22 protein-coding genes are annotated in these 21,032 nt (G+C 64.9%); 10 read left to right on the top strand and 12 right to left on the bottom strand.

The genetic code is table 11. The annotated features are described in order from the left end of the window. Positions 1 to 3: 3 nt before the first annotated feature. The 3 genes from JYK05_RS15150 to JYK05_RS15140 form a co-directional block, all read right to left on the bottom strand. Positions 4 to 711 (bottom strand): hypothetical protein, encoded by a 708-nt coding sequence (locus tag JYK05_RS15150; protein ID WP_206469250.1) that lies wholly within the window; start codon positions 709 to 711, stop codon positions 4 to 6. 136 nt (positions 712 to 847) lie between these two features. Continuing rightward, positions 848 to 2,563 (bottom strand): AMP-binding protein, encoded by a 1,716-nt coding sequence (locus JYK05_RS15145; RefSeq protein WP_206469249.1) that lies wholly within the window; start codon positions 2,561 to 2,563, stop codon positions 848 to 850. Between the two features lie 21 nt (positions 2,564 to 2,584). Then, positions 2,585 to 3,718, bottom strand: a complete 1,134-nt coding sequence (locus JYK05_RS15140; RefSeq protein WP_305870254.1) for an acyl-CoA dehydrogenase — start codon at positions 3,716 to 3,718, stop codon at positions 2,585 to 2,587. A gap of 103 nt (positions 3,719 to 3,821) precedes the next feature. On the opposite strand from JYK05_RS15140, the gene JYK05_RS15135 reads away from it, so the two are divergent. Further along, positions 3,822 to 4,886: an AraC family transcriptional regulator gene (locus JYK05_RS15135; protein ID WP_206469244.1), complete on the top strand. Its 1,065-nt coding sequence runs from the start codon at positions 3,822 to 3,824 to the stop codon at positions 4,884 to 4,886. A 49-nt stretch (positions 4,887 to 4,935) separates the two neighbouring features. Beyond that, on the top strand, positions 4,936 to 5,097 hold the full coding sequence (locus JYK05_RS15130) for a hypothetical protein (protein WP_175941061.1): 162 nt from the start codon (positions 4,936 to 4,938) through the stop codon (positions 5,095 to 5,097). Position 5,098: 1 nt separating this feature from the next. Here JYK05_RS15130 and JYK05_RS15125 read toward each other — a convergent pair whose 3' ends face one another. Together JYK05_RS15125 and JYK05_RS15120 are read right to left on the bottom strand one after the other, a co-directional pair. Further along, entirely contained in the window at positions 5,099 to 5,773 is a 675-nt protein-coding gene (locus JYK05_RS15125; protein WP_175941060.1) for a hypothetical protein, read from the bottom strand. A gap of 240 nt (positions 5,774 to 6,013) precedes the next feature. Continuing rightward, on the bottom strand, positions 6,014 to 7,309 hold the full coding sequence (locus JYK05_RS15120) for an MFS family transporter (protein WP_175941059.1): 1,296 nt from the start codon (positions 7,307 to 7,309) through the stop codon (positions 6,014 to 6,016). Between the two features lie 309 nt (positions 7,310 to 7,618). On the opposite strand from JYK05_RS15120, the gene JYK05_RS15115 reads away from it, so the two are divergent. Further along, positions 7,619 to 8,641 (top strand): DUF2891 domain-containing protein, encoded by a 1,023-nt coding sequence (locus JYK05_RS15115; protein ID WP_206469242.1) that lies wholly within the window; start codon positions 7,619 to 7,621, stop codon positions 8,639 to 8,641. A 57-nt stretch (positions 8,642 to 8,698) separates the two neighbouring features. On the opposite strand, the gene JYK05_RS15110 is transcribed toward JYK05_RS15115, so the two are convergent. Continuing rightward, positions 8,699 to 9,016, bottom strand: a complete 318-nt coding sequence (locus JYK05_RS15110) for a YnfA family protein (protein ID WP_175941057.1) — start codon at positions 9,014 to 9,016, stop codon at positions 8,699 to 8,701. Between the two features lie 79 nt (positions 9,017 to 9,095). On the opposite strand from JYK05_RS15110, the gene JYK05_RS15105 reads away from it, so the two are divergent. Then, positions 9,096 to 10,490, top strand: a complete 1,395-nt coding sequence (locus JYK05_RS15105) for an MATE family efflux transporter (RefSeq protein ID WP_175941056.1) — start codon at positions 9,096 to 9,098, stop codon at positions 10,488 to 10,490. Between the two features lie 4 nt (positions 10,491 to 10,494). Here JYK05_RS15105 and JYK05_RS15100 read toward each other — a convergent pair whose 3' ends face one another. Continuing rightward, positions 10,495 to 11,472 (bottom strand): alpha/beta fold hydrolase, encoded by a 978-nt coding sequence (locus JYK05_RS15100; protein ID WP_241269971.1) that lies wholly within the window; start codon positions 11,470 to 11,472, stop codon positions 10,495 to 10,497. A 207-nt stretch (positions 11,473 to 11,679) separates the two neighbouring features. Between JYK05_RS15100 and JYK05_RS15095 the strand changes: the two genes are divergently transcribed. Genes JYK05_RS15095 through JYK05_RS15085 form a run of 3 tightly spaced genes read left to right on the top strand, consistent with a single transcriptional unit; the run spans position 11,680 to position 13,238 of the window. Beyond that, the gene (locus tag JYK05_RS15095) at positions 11,680 to 12,438 is read left to right on the top strand and encodes a DNA/RNA non-specific endonuclease (protein ID WP_175941055.1); all 759 of its coding nucleotides are present in this window, start codon (positions 11,680 to 11,682) and stop codon (positions 12,436 to 12,438) included. Next, complete coding sequence (locus tag JYK05_RS15090) at positions 12,431 to 12,691, top strand: hypothetical protein (protein WP_175941054.1); 261 nt, start codon at positions 12,431 to 12,433, stop codon at positions 12,689 to 12,691. Before JYK05_RS15095 ends, JYK05_RS15090 begins: the two co-directional genes overlap by 8 nt. 28 nt (positions 12,692 to 12,719) lie before the next feature. Further along, a complete protein-coding gene (locus JYK05_RS15085) occupies positions 12,720 to 13,238 on the top strand; it encodes a methylated-DNA--[protein]-cysteine S-methyltransferase (RefSeq protein ID WP_206469240.1) in 519 nt (172 codons plus the stop codon). A 75-nt stretch (positions 13,239 to 13,313) separates the two neighbouring features. Here the strand turns inward: JYK05_RS15085 and JYK05_RS15080 are convergent, their stop codons facing one another. The 3 genes from JYK05_RS15080 to JYK05_RS15070 all read right to left on the bottom strand — a co-directional run bounded on the left by JYK05_RS15080 (position 13,314) and on the right by JYK05_RS15070 (position 15,214). Then, entirely contained in the window at positions 13,314 to 13,853 is a 540-nt protein-coding gene (locus tag JYK05_RS15080) for an OmpA family protein (protein WP_206469239.1), read from the bottom strand. 354 nt (positions 13,854 to 14,207) lie between these two features. Continuing rightward, positions 14,208 to 14,849, bottom strand: a complete 642-nt coding sequence (locus JYK05_RS15075) for a DUF2968 domain-containing protein (protein ID WP_206469237.1) — start codon at positions 14,847 to 14,849, stop codon at positions 14,208 to 14,210. An 86-nt stretch (positions 14,850 to 14,935) separates the two neighbouring features. Next, positions 14,936 to 15,214, bottom strand: coding sequence for a hypothetical protein (locus tag JYK05_RS15070; protein ID WP_206469235.1), 279 nt, complete (start codon positions 15,212 to 15,214; stop codon positions 14,936 to 14,938). A gap of 357 nt (positions 15,215 to 15,571) precedes the next feature. Between JYK05_RS15070 and JYK05_RS15065 the strand changes: the two genes are divergently transcribed. The 3 genes from JYK05_RS15065 to JYK05_RS15055 all read left to right on the top strand — a co-directional run bounded on the left by JYK05_RS15065 (position 15,572) and on the right by JYK05_RS15055 (position 17,809). After that, complete coding sequence (locus JYK05_RS15065; protein WP_175941049.1) at positions 15,572 to 17,083, top strand: ATPase domain-containing protein; 1,512 nt, start codon at positions 15,572 to 15,574, stop codon at positions 17,081 to 17,083. After that, on the top strand, positions 17,080 to 17,436 hold the full coding sequence (locus tag JYK05_RS15060) for a response regulator (RefSeq protein ID WP_206469233.1): 357 nt from the start codon (positions 17,080 to 17,082) through the stop codon (positions 17,434 to 17,436). The genes JYK05_RS15065 and JYK05_RS15060 overlap by 4 nt, the downstream gene beginning before the upstream one ends. 118 nt (positions 17,437 to 17,554) lie before the next feature. Next, on the top strand, positions 17,555 to 17,809 hold the full coding sequence (locus tag JYK05_RS15055; RefSeq protein WP_175941047.1) for a CsbD family protein: 255 nt from the start codon (positions 17,555 to 17,557) through the stop codon (positions 17,807 to 17,809). A 102-nt stretch (positions 17,810 to 17,911) separates the two neighbouring features. Here JYK05_RS15055 and JYK05_RS15050 read toward each other — a convergent pair whose 3' ends face one another. After that, on the bottom strand, positions 17,912 to 18,691 hold the full coding sequence (locus JYK05_RS15050) for a fumarylacetoacetate hydrolase family protein (RefSeq protein WP_206469232.1): 780 nt from the start codon (positions 18,689 to 18,691) through the stop codon (positions 17,912 to 17,914). Positions 18,692 to 18,743: 52 nt separating this feature from the next. Then, positions 18,744 to 20,951 (bottom strand): acetate--CoA ligase family protein, encoded by a 2,208-nt coding sequence (locus JYK05_RS15045; protein WP_241269970.1) that lies wholly within the window; start codon positions 20,949 to 20,951, stop codon positions 18,744 to 18,746. Positions 20,952 to 21,032: the final 81 nt, after the last annotated feature.

Here is a 21,032-nt window from a genome sequence, read left to right as displayed (position 1 = left end):
CGCTTATTTGCCCATGCCGAGCGCGGAACTCGCAATGGACGGCACCGAGATGCCGTTCGTCTTGGCGTACTGCACCGCCTGCGTCAACGTTTGCACGAGCGATTGCAGTTGCCCCGGCGCCGACTGCGCGATGTAACTGGCCGCCTGCGCCGTCGCCGGGTTCGATCCCGCCTGCAGTAGCGACGACACATTCATCGTGTCCTTCACCGCGCCCAGGTCCGACTGAAGACCCGCATACTGCTTCACGCCCTGGCCGAGCGACGCCAGTCCGTCCGTGAACGTCTGCTTGCTCGCAGCGGTCGGCGGCGTTGCCGACTTGTTCGCGAACGCCTGCATCAGCGATTGCGACACTCTCTGCTGCGTGCCGCCGAGCTGCGACAACATGCTGGTGCTCGGCGCGCCACCACTCGTCGCGCTCGACAACATGCCGGCCGCCGACTGCGCCTGACTCGCGACGCTCGCCATGCCCATCGCCGATGCGAGGCTCGACTGCCCGCTCAGCACTTGCTGATTCGCGCCGAGATAGTTCTGCACAACCGAGCCGAGCGCGGACGGCTGCGCCCCGCTATCGCCGGCCTGTCCCGACGACTCCGTCTTGTTGCCGAAGCCGAACTGCTGGAGATTGATTTGTGCGTAAGACGCGGCCGGCGTCGCGAGCGCGCCTGCGAGAGCCGTTGCAAAAAGCGCGATCCGTAGCGACCGATTCGACATGATCGGGTTCCTCCTTCAATGTTCCGACGTGAATGAGCCGTTTCGACCAGCGGCCTTCCCGACGGTTCGCGGCGCGCTGCCCCGCGTTACATTTGCTTGCCAATTCCTCCGACCGAGGATGCAACGCCCCGCCCGATCATTTCGCGGCATCGGGCACGCCCGACTGTCGCAGTTCGGGGAAATCGTCCTCCCAGAATTCGAATGGGCCGCGCGTGCCGTCCTGCGCGCGGGCCGCTTCCTGTCGCCGCAAATCGACGCGCCGGATCTTGCCGGAAATCGTCTTCGGCAATTCGGCGAATTCGATGCGCCGGATGCGCTTGTACGGCGCCAGCCGCTCGCGCGAGAACGCGAAGACGCTGCGCGCGAGGTCCGGGCCCATCGTGAAGCCGTGTCGCAGCGTGACGAACGCTTTCGGCACCGAAAGCCGCAGCGGATCGGGACTCGGCACGACGGCGGCCTCGGCAATCGCTTCGTGTTCGATCAGCACGCTCTCCAGTTCGAACGGGCTCAGACGGTAATCGGAAGACTTGAACACGTCGTCGGCGCGGCCGACATACGTGAAATAGCCGTCCGGGCCGCGTGCCGCGACGTCCGACGTGCGATAGAAGCCGCCGCGCATCGCGTTCTCGGTGGCGGCGGGGTTGTCCGCGTAACCGGTCATCAGACCGAGCGGCGGCGGATCGAGCGAAAGCGCAATCTCGCCTTCGTCGGCGCGATTGCCCTCCGGATCGAGCAGCACCACGCGATACCCCGGCAGCGGACGCCCCATCGACCCGGGCACGAGCCGCTGGCCCGGCGAGTTGGCGATCTGCGCGGTGGTCTCCGTCTGCCCGTAGCCATCGCGGATCGGCACGCCCCACGCCGCTTGCACGCGCTCGACGACCTCGGGATTCAACGGCTCGCCCGCCCCGACGATCTCGCGCAGCTTCACCTTGTACGACGCCAGCGGTTCCTGCACGAGCATGCGCCACACGGTCGGCGGCGCGCAGAGCGTGGTGACGTCGTGCGTCACCAGCACGTTCAGCGTGCGCGCGGCGTCGAAGCGGCTGAAGTTGTAGATGAACACGCACGCCTGCGCATTCCACGGCGCGAAGAAGCAGCTCCACGCGTGCTTCGCCCAGCCGGGCGAGCTGATGTTCCAGTGCACGTCGCCGGGTTGCAGGCCGATCCAGTACATCGTCGAAAGGTGGCCGACCGGATAGCTTTCGTGCGTATGCGCGACGAGCTTCGGCTTCGACGTGGTGCCCGATGTGAAGTACAGGAGATACGGATCGCTCGCCTTGGTTTCGCCGTCCGCGTGGAATTCGGGCGATGCATCGTACCCCGCGTCGTAGCCGAGCCAGCCGTCGCGCGCGCCGCCGACGGACATCCGCAGTCCGCGCAAGTCGATGCCGTCGAACTTGTGCGTGTCGTTCGCATCCACGATGACGTGATCCACGCGCCCGAGCGCGATGCGATCGCGCAGGTCGGCGCTCGCGAGTTGCGTCGTTGCGGGCAGCACGACTGCGCCCAGCTTCATCGCGGCGAGCATCGTTTCCCACAACTCGACGCGATTGGGCAGCATCAGCAGAATGCGCTCGCCGCGCTTCACGCCGATTGCGCGCAGGTGATTCGCGACGCGCGCCGACCGCTCGCTTATCTCCGGGAAGCTGAGGCGCGTTTCATCGCCGCTTTCGTCCACGATGCGAAGCGCAGGCGCGTCGTTGCCGCGCGCCATCGGATCGAAATAATCGAGCGCCCAGTTGAAGCGGTCGAGCACGGGCCACTTGAACTCGCGGTACGCGGTGTCGTAGTCGGTACGGTGACGCAGCAGAAAGTCTCTCGCTTCGATGAACGGCCGGGCTCGATTCATGGCGTCTCCTTTTATATGCCGCTAGACATTGCGCGCAATCACCATGCGCTGGACTTCGCTCGTGCCTTCGTAAATCTGTGTGATGCGCGCATCGCGATAATGCCGCTCCACCGGGTAGTCCTGAAGATAGCCGTAGCCGCCGTGAATCTGGATCGCGTCCGAGCACACGCGCTCGGCCATCTCGGATGCGAACAGCTTCGCCTGCGACGCCTCCGACAGACACGGCACGCCCTCCGTGCGCATGCGCGCCGCGTGCAGCACCAGAAGCCGCGCGGCGTTGATCTGCGTCTGCATGTCGGCGAGCATGTTGGCGACCGACTGATGCTCGCGGATCGGCTTGCCGAACTGCACGCGATCGCGTGAGTAGGCGCGGGCTGTGTCGAAGGCCGCGCGCGCGATGCCGAGCGCCTGCGCCGCAATTCCGATGCGTCCGCCTTCCAGATTCGACAGCGCGATCTTGAGCCCCTCGCCGCGCGCGCCGAGCAGATTCGCGGCGGGAATCGCGCAGTCGTCGAAGGTGATCGGACAGGTATCGGATGCGCGGATGCCGAGCTTGTGCTCGGGCGGTCCGACATTGAAGCCCGGCGTGTTCTTCGGCACGATGAACGCCGAAATGCCGCGCTTGCCCGCTTCCGGGTCCGTCACGGCAAACACGATGGCCACGCCCGCGCGCCGACCGTTTGTCACGAACTGCTTGCTGCCCGAGATGATCCACTGCCCGTCGCGCTCGACCGCGCGCACGCGCAGGTTGTTCGCCTCGGAGCCGGCTTGCGGCTCGGTCAGGCAGAACGCGCCGATCACTTCGCCGCTCGCGAGCTTCGGCAGCCATTCGGCCTTTTGCGCGTCGGTGCCGTACGCGAGAATCGGCCCGCAGCCGACGGAGTTGTGCACGCTCATCATCGTCGCGCACGAGGCGCAGCCGGCAGCGATTTCCTCCATCGCGAGCGCGTAGGCGGTGTAGTCGCTGTAGGTGCCGCCGAGTTCCGCCGGCACGATCATGCCGAGCAGGCCGAGTTCGCCCAACTGCCGCACGACGGCGTCGGGAATCGCGCCGTCTTTGTCCCACTGGCCCGCGTTCGGCGCGAGCACTTCAGCCGAAAACTGGCGCGCCGCATCGCGGATCATGCGCTGCTCTTCGGTGAGAAAACTGTCGATCATGGTTGAACTCGCAAATGGCCTCGTCAGTCGTTCGGATACACTGGCTCGCCGGTCAGCGGCGGGCGCTTCGCCAGTCTAGGCAATCGTCCGCGCCCGGCCGATGACCAGAACGATCACGCTAACTGAACGCTTTCGCCACCTAGTGACAACCCCAATCCGCAGAAGAGAATTCGAGCGCGATTCGATCGCCGTCAGTCTCGTCGATGCGGCGCTGCGGTGCGCCGAAGCGCGCGGCGTGGCGCGCGCGACGCTGCTCGATGCAGCGGGCATCGCGCCCGCGATGCTGGATTCGCCGCGCGCCCGCGTTTCGCCCGCGCAGTACGGCCGGCTGTGGCACGCGATAGCCGACGCGCTCGACGACGAATTCTTCGGCCAGGACCCGCACCCGATGCGGCGCGGCAGCTTCGTGCTGATGTCGCAGGCGGCGCTCGGCGCGCGCGACGGCGCGCAGGCGCTCGGACGCATCGCAACCTTCATGCGGCTCGTGCTCGACGAGTTGACGTTCGAGCCGCACGTCGACGAGAAACGCGTGCGGATCATGCTGCGCGACGCGCACGCGCCGAAGACGATGTTCGCGTACGCGACGGGCTTCATCCTCGTGTATGGCTTGCTGTGCTGGCTCGTCGGGCGGCGTATTCCGGTGCTTGCCGCGAACCTTCGCTGCGCCGAGCCGGACGACAGCGACGAGTACCGCCTGATGTTCTGCGACGCGATGCGCTTCGATCAGCCGCAAAGCTATGTCGATCTCGCGCCCGAGTGCGCGGCGCTTGCCGTGGTGCAGACGGCATCGACACTGAAGACGTTTCTGCGCGACGCGCCCGCGAACTTCATCGTGAAGTATCGCAATCCCGAGTCGCTCGCGGCGCGCATCCGCAAGCGCCTGCGCGAGACTGCGCCAGCGGACTGGCCGGACGCCGATTGCATGGCGGTATCGCTGAATATGGCCGAAGCCACGCTGCGGCGGCGTCTGAAACAGGAAGGGCTGACGCTTCAGGCGATCAAGGATGCGCTGCGCCGCGACCTCGCCATCTCGCGCCTCGCGGACACCAACGAGACCATTCCGGAGATCGCCGCCGCGCTCGGCTTCTCGGAACCGAGCGCGTTCCGGCGCGCGTTTCGCAAATGGACAGGCGTGCGCCCGGCGGACTACCGGTGGGCGCGCTGATGGCGCGACTGCTATATTGAGACGTCCGATTCACATCGCGGAGCGCGCCATGACCCAGCCACGCCAGACCGAAGCGACGAAAGAGCAGAACCCGGCGAACGAGGAGGACTTGCTCGACGAAGCCCTCGAAGAGACGTTCCCGGCCAGCGATCCGATCGCGGTGCATCCTGAGCCGGAATCGCAAGCCGAAGACAAGCGAGGGAAGAAGTAAATCAGCTGTCGTTCGGACCCGGCTCGTCCGGCGTCGAAAGCAGCGCGACCAGTTTCTCGACGTGTTGATGCAACAGCTTCACGTGTTTGTCGATCTGTTCGAGCCGTCCGGACAGATCGGCCTTTGCCGCTTCGCTCATGCGGTCCGAGGCGATGAGTTCGTCGGCTCGCGGCAGCATCGGTTCCACTTGCAACAGTCCGAGCTGGCGCTCCAGCCGGCGCAAATCCTGTGACAGCAGTTCGCGATTCTTCCTGAAAAGCAGATCGCGCCGGTTGACTTCCGCCTGTTGCATCGCGAGATCGGCGACGCGCCGCGTAGCTTCCGTCTGCGAGAGAAGCGGCTCCGGGCCGCGCAGCACGGACCGCTTCGGCGCGGGGTGCGCCGTGCCGCGAAAGACGGCGAAGGGCCTCTCTTCGTCGAGCGCGCGCTTGACTTCGGCGGGCACGTCGGCGGCGCTGCGGCGCTCGTCCATCCAGTGCGGCGGCAGGCCGGACACGAGTTCGATGCCGCGCACGAACTCCTCGTTGAAGTCCCGTTGACCCGCGACGATGAGCTTCATGAATGACGGCGAGAAGTTCATCATGCGCGCCAGACGCGCCGCGCCGCCCGGCGAACCGACCAGAACGTTCAGGTTCGATCGCCAGACGACAAACAACGTTTCGTCGAAATCTTCCATGGACAGGCTCCCTGCAGACCGGGACGCAGCACGCCGCGCCTCGCTGTAGCGCGCGATCCGGCCGCGCGCATGCTTATCCTGTTTCCAATTGCCACCGCGCGCCGGGCCCGGCGCGTCGTCTACCGATACATACCGCATAAAACACCATACTACCGACATCGGCAAGCCGGGCGGACTTCGATATCCGCGCCGGGCGCGCCGGATTGAGAATGCCGCGCCGGTCCGGACGCGGCAGAAAGCTTACGGTTCGTTGCGCAGGTAGCCTTCCTTGCTCGGGTCCATCATTCTCCACGAGACCAGGAGCGAGATAGCGCACATCACCGTCACATACCAGTAAAAGCCGGACTCCATGCCCTCCGTCTTGAACTTGAGCGCGACGTATTCCGCCGATCCGCCGAACACCGCGTTTGCCACCGCATACGAAAGCCCTACGCCCAGCGCGCGCACTTCCGGCGGAAACATCTCGGCCTTGATGAGACCGCTGATCGACGTATAGAAGCTCACGATGGCGAGCGCCGCGACGACGAGCACGAACGCCATGACCGGGCTCGTCACGTCGCGCAGCGCGTGCAGCAGCGGCACGGTGCACAGCGTGGCGAGCGCGCCGAACCACAGCATCGACTGGCGGCGGCCGATGCGGTCCGACAGCGCGCCGAACACCGGTTGCAACAGCATATAGACGAGGAGCGCGACCGTCATCACGTTGCTCGCGGTCTTCGCGTGCATGCCCGCCGTATTGACCAGATACTTCTGCATGTACGTGGTGAACGTGTAGAAGATGAGCGAGCCGCCCGCCGTGAAGCCGACCACGGTCATGAAGGCGCCCTTGTGCTGCATCAGCCCGGCGAGCGTGCCGGCTTCCTTGCGCTCGCGGATTTCGGCGGTCGTGGTTTCATTGAGCGATCGGCGCAGATACAGCGACACGAGCGCCGCGCACGCGCCGACGAAAAACGGAATGCGCCAGCCCCACGCCTTCAGTTCTTCCGTCGACAGAAAAAACTGGAGGATGACGAGCACGAGCAGCGCGGCGAGCTGCCCGCCGATCAGCGTGACGTACTGGAAGGACGCGAAGAATCCGCGCCGGCCGCGCAGCGCCACTTCGCTCATATACGTGGCGCTGGTGCCGTATTCGCCGCCCACCGACAAGCCCTGAAACAGCCGCGCGATCAGAAGCAGGAGCGGCGCCCATGCGCCGATGCTCGCGTAAGTCGGCAGAAAGGTGATGACGAGCGAGCCGCCGCACATCATCAGCACGGAGATCATCATTGCGTTGCGGCGGCCGTGCTTGTCGGCGATGCGGCCGAACAGCCAGCCGCCGATCGGTCGCATCAGAAAGCCCGCCGCGAACACGCCCGCCGTGTTGAGCAATTGCACGGTCGGATTGCTTCCGGGGAAGAACGCGGCCGAGAAGTACAGCGCAAGGAACGAATAGATATAAAAGTCGAACCATTCGACGAGATTGCCCGACGATGCGCCGACGATGGCGAAAACGCGTCGCCGGGTGTCCTCTGCGGTGTATTGGGGAAGATCGGTCATGTGTGCTGAACTCTTTTGTCTCTGTCGGATGGCAAGTCCGGCGCTTAGGTCCGGGACCGAACGCTCTTTCGGCGTTCGGGCGCAAGTTTAAACGACGCGTCGGCGCGTCGGCGCGCGAAAGCGCGTGTCGTGGGATCGGCGCGAAGCCCTTTCTTGCAGCTTGCAACGAGTGTAGGCACGGCGGGCGGCGGACGAGCGGCGTTCTTCTCGCACACGGCTAGGTGATTTCCCCAATGCGAGACTTTATCAAGCATTTATCGATAAAGTCTCGGTTCAGGCCGCATCGGATAACGGAAACGCGAGGTTTGCATGGACAAGCAGAAACCGGTCACGCTCGACGCCGCGCTCGCGTCGAAATTCGCGCAAGTGGCGCTCGGCCATTTGACGCGCGAGTACCCCAACAAGCTCGATCACGTCTTGGCGAGCGATGCCGACGCGCAAAGCCCGCGCGCGCTGCATCCGATCTTCTATGGCAGCTTCGACTGGCATTCGTGCGTGCACGGTTACTGGCTGATCGCGCGCCTCTTCGATCGCTTTCCCGGCCTGGCCGAAGCCGGGCGCATTCGCGCGGTCATCGACGAGCATTTCACCGAGGCGAATGTCGCCGCCGAAGCCGCTTATCTGCAGCGCCCCGCGTCGCGTGGTTTCGAGCGGCCGTACGGCTGGGCGTGGCTGCTGGCGCTCGCGGGCCAGTTGCACGCGATGCAATCGGACGACGGCGCGCGCTGGGCGCGCACGCTGCAACCGCTCGCGGATGCGTTCGTCGATCGTTTCACGGAGTTCCTGCCGAAGTCGACGTATCCGCTGCGCGCGGGCACGCATTTCAACATGGCGTTCGCGCTGACGCTCTCGCTCGGCTACGCGCGCACGGTTGGCAATGCGTCGTTCGAAGGGCTGCTCGTGGAAACCGCGAGGCGGTGGTTCGAGAACGACGCGGGGTGTCAGGCGTGGGAGCCGGCGGGCGACGAGTTTCTGTCGCCTTCGCTGATGGAAGCGGTGCTCATGCGCCACGTTCTGCCCGACGCACGCTTCGCCGGCTGGCTCGATGCCTTCCTGCCGCGTCTCGCCGACCGGGAACCGGCGACGCTCTTCGTGCCCGCCACCGTCACGGACCGCAGCGACGGCAAGCTCGCGCACCTCGACGGCCTGAATTTGAGCCGCGCGTGGTGCCAGCGCACGATCGCGCGGGCGCTGCCGCCCGGCGATGCGCGCGTCGCCGTGCTCGAGGCGAGCGCCGCCGAGCATCTCGCGTCCGGCATCGAACACGTCGCGGGGGATTACATGGGCGAGCACTGGCTCGCGACCTTCGCGCTGCTCGCGCTCGAAGCGTGATGCGTTATGCGTAATGCGTAATGCGTTATGCGTTATGCGTAATGCGAACGTGACGCGTCAACGCGGCTGAAACGCGATCAGGCACATGCCGACGAGCGCGATCGCCGCGCCTGCCACATCCCACGCGCTCGGCCGGATGCGCTCGACCGCCCACAGCCACGCAATCGCCACGCCGATATAGACGCCGCCATACGCCGCGTAGACGCGTCCGGCGGCGGCATCGTGCAAGGTCAAGAGCCACGCGAAAAGCGCGAGCGACAGCGCGCCGGGCACGATCAGCCACGGCGAGCCGCCGCCTTTGAGCCATCGATACGGGAAATAGCAGCCCGCGATTTCGGCTACGGCGGTCGCGACATACAGCAGGAATGTTCTCATCGAAGGGCGAAGGCGCTGACTGGATTCCCATTATCGGCTGCGTGCGCGACCGTTGCGCCGTCGCCGCGCGCTGACGACAATGTCGCGTTTCCCACCGACGCCCTTCGAACCCGATTTGACCGCTCCCGACGATTCCTCGCAACGCGCCGCCCTGCCCACGCACTGGCATCGCCGCGTCCTGACGCTCGCCTTTCCCATCGTCCTCGCGAATCTGACGCAGCCGATTCTCGGCGCGGTCGATACCGCCGTCGCCGGCCATCTCGACGGTCCGCAGTATCTGGGCGGCGTGGCGCTGGGCGGGCTCGTCTTCAGCTTCGTGTTCTGGGGCTTCGGTTTCCTGCGCATGGGCACGACCGGGCTCGTGGCGCAGGCGTTCGGCGCGCGCGATGCCGCCGCGCTGCGCGCGCACGTGCTGCGCGCGCTGATGCTGGCGGTCGCGATCGGCGTGGCCGTGCTCGCGCTGCAAGCGCCGATCATCCGCTACGCGCTCGCCGCGCTCGGCGGCAGCGCCGCCGTGCAACAGACGGCGAGCGCGTATTGCCATGCGCGCATCTGGGCCGCGCCGTTCGCGCTCGGCAACTACGCGGTGCTCGGCTATCTGCTGGGCTGCCAGCGCGTGCGGCTCGCGCTCGCGACGCAGGTGTTCATCAACGCGGTGAACATCGTCGCGGTGCTGCTCTTCGTGTATCGGTTCGGCTGGGGCATCGCGGGCATCGGCGCGGCAACCGCCTTCGCAGACTTCTGCGGCTTCGCGTTCGGCCTCGCGATTCTCTGGCGTCTGCGCGAACGAGGCTTGCCGCCACTCGCGTTCCACAGTTTGATCGATGCACGCGCGATCAGGCGCCTCGTTGCCCTCAATCGCGATATTTTCGTGCGCACGCTGTGTCTGCTCGGCGCGTTCGGCTGGTTCGCGCACGTCGGCGCGCGTCAGGGCGACACGATTCTGGCCGCGAACGCGCTTCTGCTGAATTTCCAAACGTTCATGGCATTCGGGCTCGACGGCTTCGCGCACGCCGCCGAAGCGCTGGTCGGCGCGGCCGCCGGTGCACGCGACCGTCACGCGTTCCGTCAGGCCGTCAAGGTGACGATGTTGTGGTCTGCCATCGGCGCGGCGGGCTTTTCCGTCGTCTATTGGTTGGGCGGCGAATGGATCATCGGACGGCTGACGGATCAGGCCGCCGTGCGCGCGGCGGCGCTGCGCTTCCTGCCGTGGGCGGCGATACTGCCGCTCGTGTCCGTCGCCGGCTTTCAGCTCGACGGCGTGTTCATCGGCGCGACCGGCACGCGGGAACTGATGCGCGCGATGGCCGCATCGGCCGCGATCTTTCTGCTCGCTGCTTGGCTCTTCACGGGGGCGCTCGGCAATCACGGGCTATGGCTCGCGCTCACCGTTTTCATGGTCGCGCGAGGCGTCACGCTGCTGGTTCAGCTGCCGTCGATCGAGCGGGCGTCGTGCGCGGGCGATTCGCGCTGAAGCGTCATTCGGCTTTCGGATGCAGCGCCGCGAGGCCATCGAGTAGCGCCTTATGAAACACCGCCGGCTCCTGCATCTGCGGCGCGTGCCCGGCGTCCGGAAACTCGACGAGCGTTGCGTTCGGAATCCGCTCCTTCGCCAGTTTCGCCAATTCGGGATAACGCCCGAGCGTCGGGCGAATCTCGGGCGGCGCGAAGTCCTTGCCGATGGCCGTCGTGTCTTTGTCGCCGATCAGGAGCAGCGTCGGCGTCTTGATGTGGTCGAATTCGTAGACGACGGGTTGCGTATAAATCATGTCGTACAGCAGCGCCGAATTCCACGCGACGATATCCTTCCCCGGCCCGCGATACATGCCCGCGAGCATCTGCACCCACGGCTCGTAGTCGTCGCGCCACTGACCCGCGTAATACGTGTTTTTCTCGTAATTGCGAATGCCCTCGGCGCTCGTCTTGAGCTCGCGCGCATACCAGTCGTCGATGGAAATGGACGGCACGCCCTTCGCCTTCCAGTCCTCCAGCCCGATCGGATTGACGAGCGCGAGTTGCTCGGTCTCCTGCGGATACATGAGCGCGTACCGAACGGCGATCATGCCGCCCGTCGAATGCGCAATCAGCGTCGCGCGATTCACGCCGAGCGCGCCGAGCAGCGCGTGCGTGTTGCGCGCCAGTTGCTGGAAGCTGTACTGATACCGCTCGGGCTTCGTCGACTTGCAAAAGCCGATCTGATCCGGCGCAATCACGCGATAGCCCGCATCGGACAACGTTTCGATGGTCTGTTTCCACGTCGCCGCGCAGAAGTTCTTGCCGTGCAGCAGCACCGCAGTGCGTCCGTTGGGGTGCGCCGGATGCACGTCCATATACGCCATGCGCAGCACCTGCCGCTGCGACGTAAACGCAAAGCGGGCGACCGGATACGGATAGTCGAAGCCCTGCAACTCGGGACCGTACGCGGGTTCATCGGCGGATGCGGGCGCTGCAGTCATCGACGAAACACAGCAAGCGAAAGCAAGCAGCAAAGACCGCGCGAAGAGAGGCATCGATTTCATGGGCTGTTTTTATCGAGATGAATGGCCCGAGCGATTCTAGCGCGCGGCAAGCCCTTATACTGTGCCGCCCTCGCTGGCCGCGCGTCGAATCGAGCGCAGCCGGGGGCGTTTCAGGGCATCGCAATCAGTCGGGATTTTCAAAGCATGCAAGCAAGGTTCAAGGCACTCGTCGCCGCGCTTCTCGGCGCCGCGTGCATCAGCGCGGTCGCGAACGACTGCCCGCAGTTCAGCCCGTCCGGGCGCGAACCCGTCGTGACGAACGCGAAGATGCGCGCGTCCACGCAGGAAATCTGCTACTCGGATTTCGCGCTCCTGCACTCGGGCGTCACGCACGGGCCGCTGTGGTCGGCGGAACATCTCACGGCGCAGAGCGTCGATGAGGCGAAGGACAACACGCGCACCAATCGCTTTTTCGTCGACAAGCGGCTGCCGCGCGGCGACAGCGCGCAACTCGACGACTACAAGCGCAGCGGTTACGACCGCGGCCACATGAGCCCGGCGGGCGACCGCGCGAGCAAGCAGGGCATGGCCGAATCGTTCTCGCTCGCGAACATCGTGCCGCAGGACCCGTCGAACAACCGGCGCATCTGGTCGCGCATCGAGCAGGCGGTGCGCCGGCTCACGGAGGAATCGGGCGAGGCGTACGTCGTCACCGGGCCGCTGTTCTCGGGCCGGCAGTTGCAAACGATCGGCGAGTCGCGCGTGTTCGTGCCGACGCAGTTGTACAAGGTCGTGTATTTGCCGCAGCGCCAGATTGCGTTCGCGGTGGTCGTCGAGAACACGCCGACGAATACCTATACGATGAAGACCGTGCGCGAACTCGAAGCCATGAGCGGTCTCGCGTTTCCCGGCATTCCGGACGCGCTCAAGGACAAACGAATTGGAGGATTGAGAGGTGTTTAAGCCCTTTGCCAACGATACCGACGCCCTGAACATCGCGGGCGACGCCATAAACATCGTCAACGGCAAGACGCGCGTGACGATCAGCGGCGATCTGACGATTGCGCGGGACCAGGCCGGCCTCGCCGCCGCGAAGGCGCTGCACGACGCGCTCGGCGCAATCGTCGAGTCGCTCGCGAAGGACGCGCATCTGCCGGCAAAACTGCCGGACGAGCCGCCCGCTCCCACCGGCACGGCCGACAATCCGTTCATCTGACGGCAACGGCGCGTCTCGCGAGCGCAGCGTGATCGAATGCCACGTCGGCCCGAGTCCGCTCGGCCCGATCCTGTATCGCGCCGAGGACGCGTGTCTGACCGGCCTCTTTTTCGTCGGGCAAAAGCACTTCCCCGCCGGGCTGCCGCCGCACGCAATTGTCCACGACGGCCGGCCCGCGCCGCGCGTGATCGAAGCCGCATGCGATGAGATCGCCCAATATTTTGCCGGGGAGCGGCTGACGTTTTCAGTGCCGGTCAGGCTGCGCGGCACGCCGTTTCAGCAGCAGGTCTGGGACCTTTTGCGTCAGATTCCTTTCGGCGATGCGTGGACTTACGGCGATCTCGCGCGGCGGCTCGGCTTGCCGCCCGGCGCATCGCGGGCCGTGGGCGGCGCGAACGGGCGCAATCCGGTGGCGATCATCGTGCCGTGTCATCGCGTGATCGGCGGCGACGGCGAGCTGACGGGCTATGCCGGCGGCGTAGACCGGAAACGATCGCTCCTGACGCTCGAAGGCGGCCGCGGACGCGCGCAACTCGCCCTCTTCTGAGCGTCGCGACGACGAAAAAAAACTCGCGGACCGTGCGGTCCGCGAGCTTTTTTCTGACTACGACGCCTAAGCGCGTTATTGCGTCAGCACGACTTCCACGCGACGATTCTCGGCGCGGCCGACGCTCGTCGCGTTAGATGCGATGGGATGCGACTCGCCGTAAGCCTTCGTCGCGAAGTCCTGCGCTTGCAGGCCGTGGGTCTTGAGGTATTCGAGCACGGCGCGCGCGCGGCGCTGGGACAATGCGACGTTGTACGACGCCGAACCGATGGAGTCCGTATAACCCTGCACCACGACCGACGAGAACGTCACGCCGCGACCATCGGCGATGAGCTTGTCGAGAATGGCGCGGGCTTTCGGCGTGAGTTGCGCGCTATCGAACGCGAAGTTGGTCTTCTCGTCGAGCGTGAGCTTGCGCACCGGCGCGATAACCGGCGTCGCGGCGACCACAGGCTGCGGTTCGGCTTGCTGAACGGGCGTCTGCGCAACCGGTGCTTGCTGCGGCATGCCGCATGTGAAGACGACTTCGCCCGCATTGCCCGGCGCATTCGTGCCTTCGACGTTTTGCAGCACATTCACAGGCTGATTCCCGCAGATTTTCTGCGCGGCTTGCATGCACGCACTTCCGTTTTGGAATACGCCGTAGCATTCGGAGCGGAACGCCTTCTGCCCGCTCGATGTCTGGATTTCATTGACATTGAACGTGGGCCCGGATGTTGTGGAGCAACCGGCGAGCACAGCGGCGGCAGCGATAACGGCGGCAACGGTTTTTCTAAGCATCTTTAATTCGATTGGAAAACGCGAGATCTGGATTCAGGCACGCCGTGCAATACGGCATGACGCCTGATTTTTCCCGGCTTGGATGGAAGCGGGCGTTTTGAAGCGTTGCGATTCTAGCAACGCGTTTTGCCTCTCCCGCAGAGATAAATCCCAATTTCTCGAACTTTTCCGATGCCGCGATTGAGGCGCTTATTTTCCCGTTGCGGGAAGATCGCCGTCGGCCTGCTTCTGCAACTCCTGCACGCGCAGTTGCAGCGCGCGAAGCTGCGCCTGCGCCGCCGCCTGCTCGGTGCGCAATTGGCGAATGGCGTCCTGCTCCGCTTGCTGATGACTCGCCACTTCGCTCTGCTGCGTGTGTGCGACATCGAGATCAGCCTGCAAGCGATTGGCCCGTTCCTGTTGCGCGGCGATCTGCCGCTGGGCGTAAGCCGTTTCCGCTTCGAGCTTGATGCGGCGAATCTCCGCATCGGCCAGCGTCACCGATGATTTGGCGAAATCCGAATATGCCGATTCGGCGCGCGCCTCGTTTTGCGTCTTCAATACGCGCCAGAATTTGTCGAGTTGAAACAACGCCGCGTAATACGTCATTTGCTCGCGATAAGACGCAAGGCTCGCGCCATAACTGCCGTTCACGGTTTTTCGCAAGATGATGATCTTGCCGTCGCGGGCCAACGCTTCTAATTCCGCGACGTCGCCGTTTGAGGATGACGCATTGCCCGGCGTATCGGGCGCGCGGGCGGATTGCACTTCGCCGGGCGCAGCGCAAACGCTCATCGACAGCGCGCAGAAGCCCGCGATCAGCGCCACTTTCGAAACAGCCATGCGTTTCATTGCAATATTCCCGGGCCATCGACATTGAGATTAGCCCGGATTATGACGAGACGCCGCGATTAATGCGAGCCGGTTTTGAACCGGCGTTATGCGATTTTCCGATGCTTCAATCGCCCTTCCGATAATTCCACCGCATCGCGGCCAACCGGCGTTTGGAGCGGAGAAAATATGCGCGAGTCCGTCGGTGAGGCGGGCATCCGCGAGAAAATGCCGCGATCCGAGCTGAACGCAAACGGCGCGGCGGAAAGAATATGCGCGTCGGGCAACGGCTCGGCGGCTCGCGAAGGTGTAGCCAAGGAAATCAGATAAGAAGTCAAACAAGCGGCGAGCGCGACGGCGCTCCAGACCGAGTGCGAACGGTTCATGGCGAGAGAAAGCAGAGGCTGGCGCGACGCGCCGGGAAGCGGAGCCGGAGAACGCGCGGCTCCACGACATCGAGGAGCGTATTTGACCAGCGACGAAGTCCGCCGCCCATGAGACAGTTCTCAAACTGCCGTTGTCCGCGACAAATCGGCAGCCGAGCGACATAGGCTCGGATTATGCAAGGGCCGAAACGCCAACGCCCTGGCGAGACCGCTCGCGGCAGCGGCGCGGACGCTTCACTGAGCCTCCCGCTCAAGGCCCGCGCAGGAATGCGAGCGATTCAAACGGCGACACGTTGCCGATAGTCAGCCATAATTCGCGTTCTTACGAGCCGGCCGCCGGGTAAAAACGAAAATTTCATGAGCCAAGACGACAATCTCCCCTCCGAACCTTCACCCGAGCGCGCCGCGAACGACGACAACGTTACCACCGGCGTCCCGGGCCTGGACGAAATACTCGGCGGCGGCTTTGTCGGTGGCGGGCTCTACATGATCGAAGGCATGGCGGGCGCGGGCAAAACGATTCTCTCGTCGCAAATCGGCTTTCATCGCGTCGCGCAGGGCGACAAGGTGCTGTACATCACGCTCATCGCGGAATCGCACACCAAGCTGCTCTCGCATTTGCGCGCCCTGTCCTTCTACGACGCGAACGCCATTTCCGGCCGCATGCTCTTTGTGAGCGGCTACCACGAACTCATGCGCGACGGCCTTTCCGGCTTTCTCGCGCTGATCGCGTCCACGATCAAGTCGAGCCGCCCGCGCTTCATGGTGATCGACGGCTTTCGCAGCGCGCGCGAGTTTAGCTCGACGGAGCTGGAACTCTCGCAGTTCATCCACGAGCTTTCGGCGTTCGTGAGCGCGGCGCGTTGCACCACGCTGATTCTCGCGCCGCTCTCGGGCAACGAGCCGCATCCGGAGCACACGCTCGTCGACGGACTGATCGAACTGAACCGCTTCAGCACGGGCATGCGCCGCGCCCGCGAGATAGAGGTGCATAAGCTGCGCGCCCGCGATCATCTGCTCGGCAAGCATTTCTTCAGCATCTCGAATAGCGGCCTCATCGCGTATCCGCGTCTGGAGGCTTCGCGCGCGAATCAGAACGCGCCGCGCCACTACGACTCCAAGCTGGCGTTCGGTTTCCCCGAATTCGACCGCATGATGGGCGGCGGCGTGGCGCGCGGCTCGACGACGACGCTCGTCGGGCCGTCGGGCGTCGGCAAGACGCTGCTCGGGCTCAAGTTTCTGCAGGCGGGCGTCGAACGGGGCGAGCGTTGCGTTTATTTCGGCCTGTACGAATCGCCGGACCGGCTGATCGCGAAGGCGCGGTCGGTGAATATCGATCTGACCGACGCGGTGAACGACGGGCGGCTCACGATCGAGTGGCATTCGGCGGTCGAACTGTCCATCGACGAACTCGCCGCGCAACTGATGGCCGTTGTCGCGCGCACGGATGCTTCGCGGCTCGTGGTGGACGGCATCGACGGCTTTCAGCAGTCGGCCAACCGCGCGGAGCGTTTCGGACTCTTTCTGAACGCGCTCACGCTGCGCCTGCGCGACGCCGGCGTCACGACGATCGTCACGGAGGAACTGCCGCTCTACGGCGAATCCGCGCCGCCCAGCACCATGCGCGCGTCGGCGATGACCGAAAACATCGTCCTCATGCGCTACGTTGAGGCGAATTCCGCGCTCTACCGCATGGTGTCCGTCGTCAAGCAGCGTGAAAGCGCGCACGATTCCGGCATTCGCCGCCTGACCATCGATGCGCGCGGCCTGCATATCACGGAGAGCTTCATCGGGCCGACAGGCATCCTGTCCGGGCATCCGTCGCTCTCGCCTGCGCTGTCCGTGACGGATCCCGGCCCGCGCACATGAAAAAAATCCTTGTCGTCGACGACGAATTCGACATTCTGACCACCTGGCGGCTCGTGCTGGAGATGGAAGGCTACGAGGTGACGACGGCCTCCAACGGGCGCACAGCGCTCGATGCCGCTAACATGAACGCGCCGGACGTCATCATCACCGACTGGATGATGCCGCACATGGACGGCGTCGAGCTGATCCGCAGCCTCGCGGCAAGCGATACGCTCAACAAGGTGCCGGTCATTCTGATGAGCGCCGCCGCGAACGCGCCGCAACTCGATCATCCCGACGCGCGGTTTCGCAGAAAGCCGCTTTCCATCGACGATTTGCTCGTGCTGGTGGCGGATCTGGTGAATCGCAGATGACTCAGCGGCGCGGTGGGCACGAAGCGTGCTCTATCGTCCGTTCCGGCGCTGCCGGTTGAATCGAAGCAGTAACGGGGCAATACCAACGCAAACCGCTTCAACGAGAATGGGAGGCACCATGGTGCAAGATCAAGTGGAAGGCACGGCTCAAAACGTGGTCGGCAAGGTGCAAGACGCGGTCGGCGCGCTGACGGGCGATTCGGGCACGCAGGTCGAGGGCAAGGCGCGTCAGGCGCTCGGCTCGCTGCAGCAGACGTACGGGCAGACGCTCGACAACGTTCGCAGTGCCGTCTCGGATCAGCCGATCAACGGCGTTCTGATCGCCGCGGCCGTCGGGTTCCTGCTGGGCGCGTTGTGGAATCGCGATCGGTAAAGGAAGGGGCGACGCGCTGCCTGTCACGGCGGCGCGCACGCGTTTGAGCGACAAAGCCGGCGTCTCGCGCGCCGGCTTTGTCGTTTTTGGCGGTCTTATACGCTACGCGGCGAGCACATTCGACAAGGTGCCGATCCCCGCGATCGACACATCGACACGCGCGCCGTCCTTGATCGACCCGACGCCGATGGACGTTCCGCACGCGATCACGTCGCCTGGCGCGAGCGACATGTCGTGTGAGATCAGGCTGACCTGCTCGGCGGGCGAGAAAATCATGTCGTCGAGCGGGTAGTTCTGGCGCTCGACGCCTTCCACCGTGGTCACGACATTCGCGTTGCGCCAGTCGAAACCGCTGACGATTCCCGGCCCAAGGCACGTGAACGTGTCGAAGCCCTTCGAGCGGCACCACTGCGCGAAGTTGGGATCTTCCTGAAGCAGTTCGATGGCGGTGACGTCGTTCACGCAGGTAAAACCGAAAATCGCATCCTCGGCTTCTTCCACCGACGCGCACGACACCGCCTTGCCGATCACGATACCTAGCTCGCCCTCGTAGGCAATCTTGCCGTGATAATTCTTCGGCCGGCGAATCGACTCGTTCGGCCCGATGACCGACATCGGCGGCTTGATCAGAAAGAGCGGATGCTGCGGCGGCGCCTTGTCGAGCTTCTGCGAGAGCGCGTAGTAGTTGTTCCACAGCGCGATGACCTTGCTCGGCTCGCACGGCGCGAGCAGCGTGAGGTCGTCCACGGGAAAGGAGATGTCGGTCGGGCGCGGCTGATCGAACAGCGCGCCGTCGTGCTGCACCACGCGGCCCGAGCGCTCGTCGAGCGTGCCGAAGCCGATATGCCCGTCGGCATCGCGAAAACGTATCCAGGTGGTCACGGGAGTCCTTTTCTAATTGGCGCGAGCCGCGGCCCGCGCCCGTTTTCTTGGCTCAGATCAGGCCCGCGCCGCGCGCCCACTTGTATTTCGCGCCGAGCACCGCGACGGGCAACTCGGTCGAATACGCGTAGGCCGGCACGCCGTGTTCGTACAGATACTCGGCGGCCTCCTCCACCTGCACGTCGCCGGCCAGCGACGCGACGATCGGCTTTTCGATGCCGCGCGCCTTCATCTCCTCCTTCACCTCGATCACGAGCTTGGCGAAGACCATCGGCGGCGTGATGATCGTGTGCCAGTAGCCGAGAATGATCGAATGGATGCGGTCGTCTTCCAGCCCGAGCTTGATCGTGTTCTTGTACGTGGTCGGCGGCTCGCCGCCCGTGATATCGACGGGATTGCCCGCCGCGCCGAACGGCGGAATGAACTTGCGGAACGCGGCGTCGAGATCGTCGGGCATGGTCATCAGCGAAAGGCCGTTGTCCACGCAGGCGTCCGAGAGCAGCACGCCCGAGCCGCCCGCGCCCGTGATGATGACGGTGTTCTCGCCCTTCGGCGTCGGCAGCTTCGGAATGCCGCGCGCGAATTCGAGCAGATCGCGCAGCGACCGCGCGCGGATCACGCCGCATTGCGCGAACACGTCCTCGTAGATCTTGTCGTTGCCCGCGAGCGCGCCCGTGTGCGAACTCGCCGCGCGCGCCCCGAGGCTCGTTCTGCCCGCCTTCAGTACGACGACCGGCTTCTTCCTCGACACGCGCCGCGCGGCTTCGGCGAAAGAGCGACCGTCCTTCAGATCTTCGCAGTGCTGCGCGATGATTTCCGTGTTGTCGTCCTGCTCGAAGAACGTGAGCAGATCGTCTTCATCGATATCGCTCTTGTTGCCGAGGCCGACGATGGCCGACACGCCCATCTTCGCCGAGCGCGAAAAGCCGATGATCGCCATGCCGATGCCGCCCGATTGCGACGAGAGCGCGGCCTTGCCCTTCACGTCATACGGCGTGCAGAACGTCGCGCACAGATTCTTCGGCGTGTAGTAGAAGCCGTAGATGTTCGGGCCCATCATGCGGATATCGTACTGACGCGCGATGCGCACGAGTTCTTCCTGTCCCTCCTGATTGCCCGTTTCGGCGAAGCCGGACGGAATCAGCACCGCGCCGGGAATCTGCTTTTCGCCCACCTCCACCAGCGCCTGCGCGACGAACTTGGCGGGAATCGCGAACACGGCCACGTCGATCACGCCGGGCACGTCTTTCACGCTCTTGTACGCCTTGCGGCCCATGATCTCGTCGGCCTTCGGGTGGATCGGGTAGATGGTCCCCTGGTAGCCGCCGTTGATCAGGTTCTTCATGACGGAGTTGCCGATCTTGCCGTCCTCGTTCGACGCGCCGATCACCGCGACCGCATCCGGCTTCATGATGCGGTTCATCTGCCTGACGATCTGCTCCTGCGTCGGGCGATAACGCGGCTCGACCGGCTCGAAGTCCATCACGATGCGCACGTCCGCCGCCACCGCGCCGTTCGGGCTCGCGAAGACCGGGTTCAGGTCCATCTCGGAGATTTGCGGGAAGTCGTCGACGAGGCGCGACACGCGCTCGATCAGCGTCACGAGCGCCTCGCGATTCACGGCCTCCGAACCGCGCACGCCGCGCAGGACATCGGCGGCCTGAATGCCGTCGAGCATCGACGCGGCTTCTTCGCGCGTGACGGGCGCCAGGCGGAACGTCACGTCCTTCAGCACTTCGACGAGCACGCCGCCGAGCCCGAACGCGATCAGCTTGCCGAACGACGGGTCCGTGACCGCGCCGATGATGACTTCCTGGCCCGCGCCGACCATCTGCTGAACCTGCACGCCGACGATGGTCGCGTTCGCGTCGTACTTCTTCGCGTTCTCGATGATGGTCGCGAAGCCCGCCTTTACGTCCGCTTCGCTCTTCACGCCGACGAGCACGCCGCCCGCCTCCGTCTTGTGCAGAATCTCCGGCGAGACGATCTTCAGCACCACCGGAAAGCCGATGAAGGACGCGAGCTTGGCCGCGTCGTCGGCGCTGGTCGCGACGCCTTCCTGCGGCACCGAGATACCGTAGGCGTCGCAGACGAGCTTGCCTTCCGGCGCGGTCAGCGACGCGCGCCCCTCGGCCTTCACACGCTCGAAGATTTCCGCGACGCGGCGCTTGGCGTCGGCCGCATGCAGCGGCACGACGTTCGATGCCGGCGTGGAAGATTGGACTGTTTCGCTGCGTTCCTGGACGACCGTGCTGTTCATGTTGGCGTGTCTCCGTGTATTCGAGGACGAGTCTGGACCGCGCGCCGCCCGTTGCGGGCAGCGCGCGAAGGGCGCATCGGG

Origin of the sequence: Caballeronia sp. M1242, from assembly GCF_017220215.1 — a bacterium.
In the GTDB taxonomy this organism is placed as follows: Bacteria; Pseudomonadota; Gammaproteobacteria; order Burkholderiales; family Burkholderiaceae; genus Caballeronia.
This window is presented reverse-complemented; position numbering and strand designations above follow the sequence as displayed.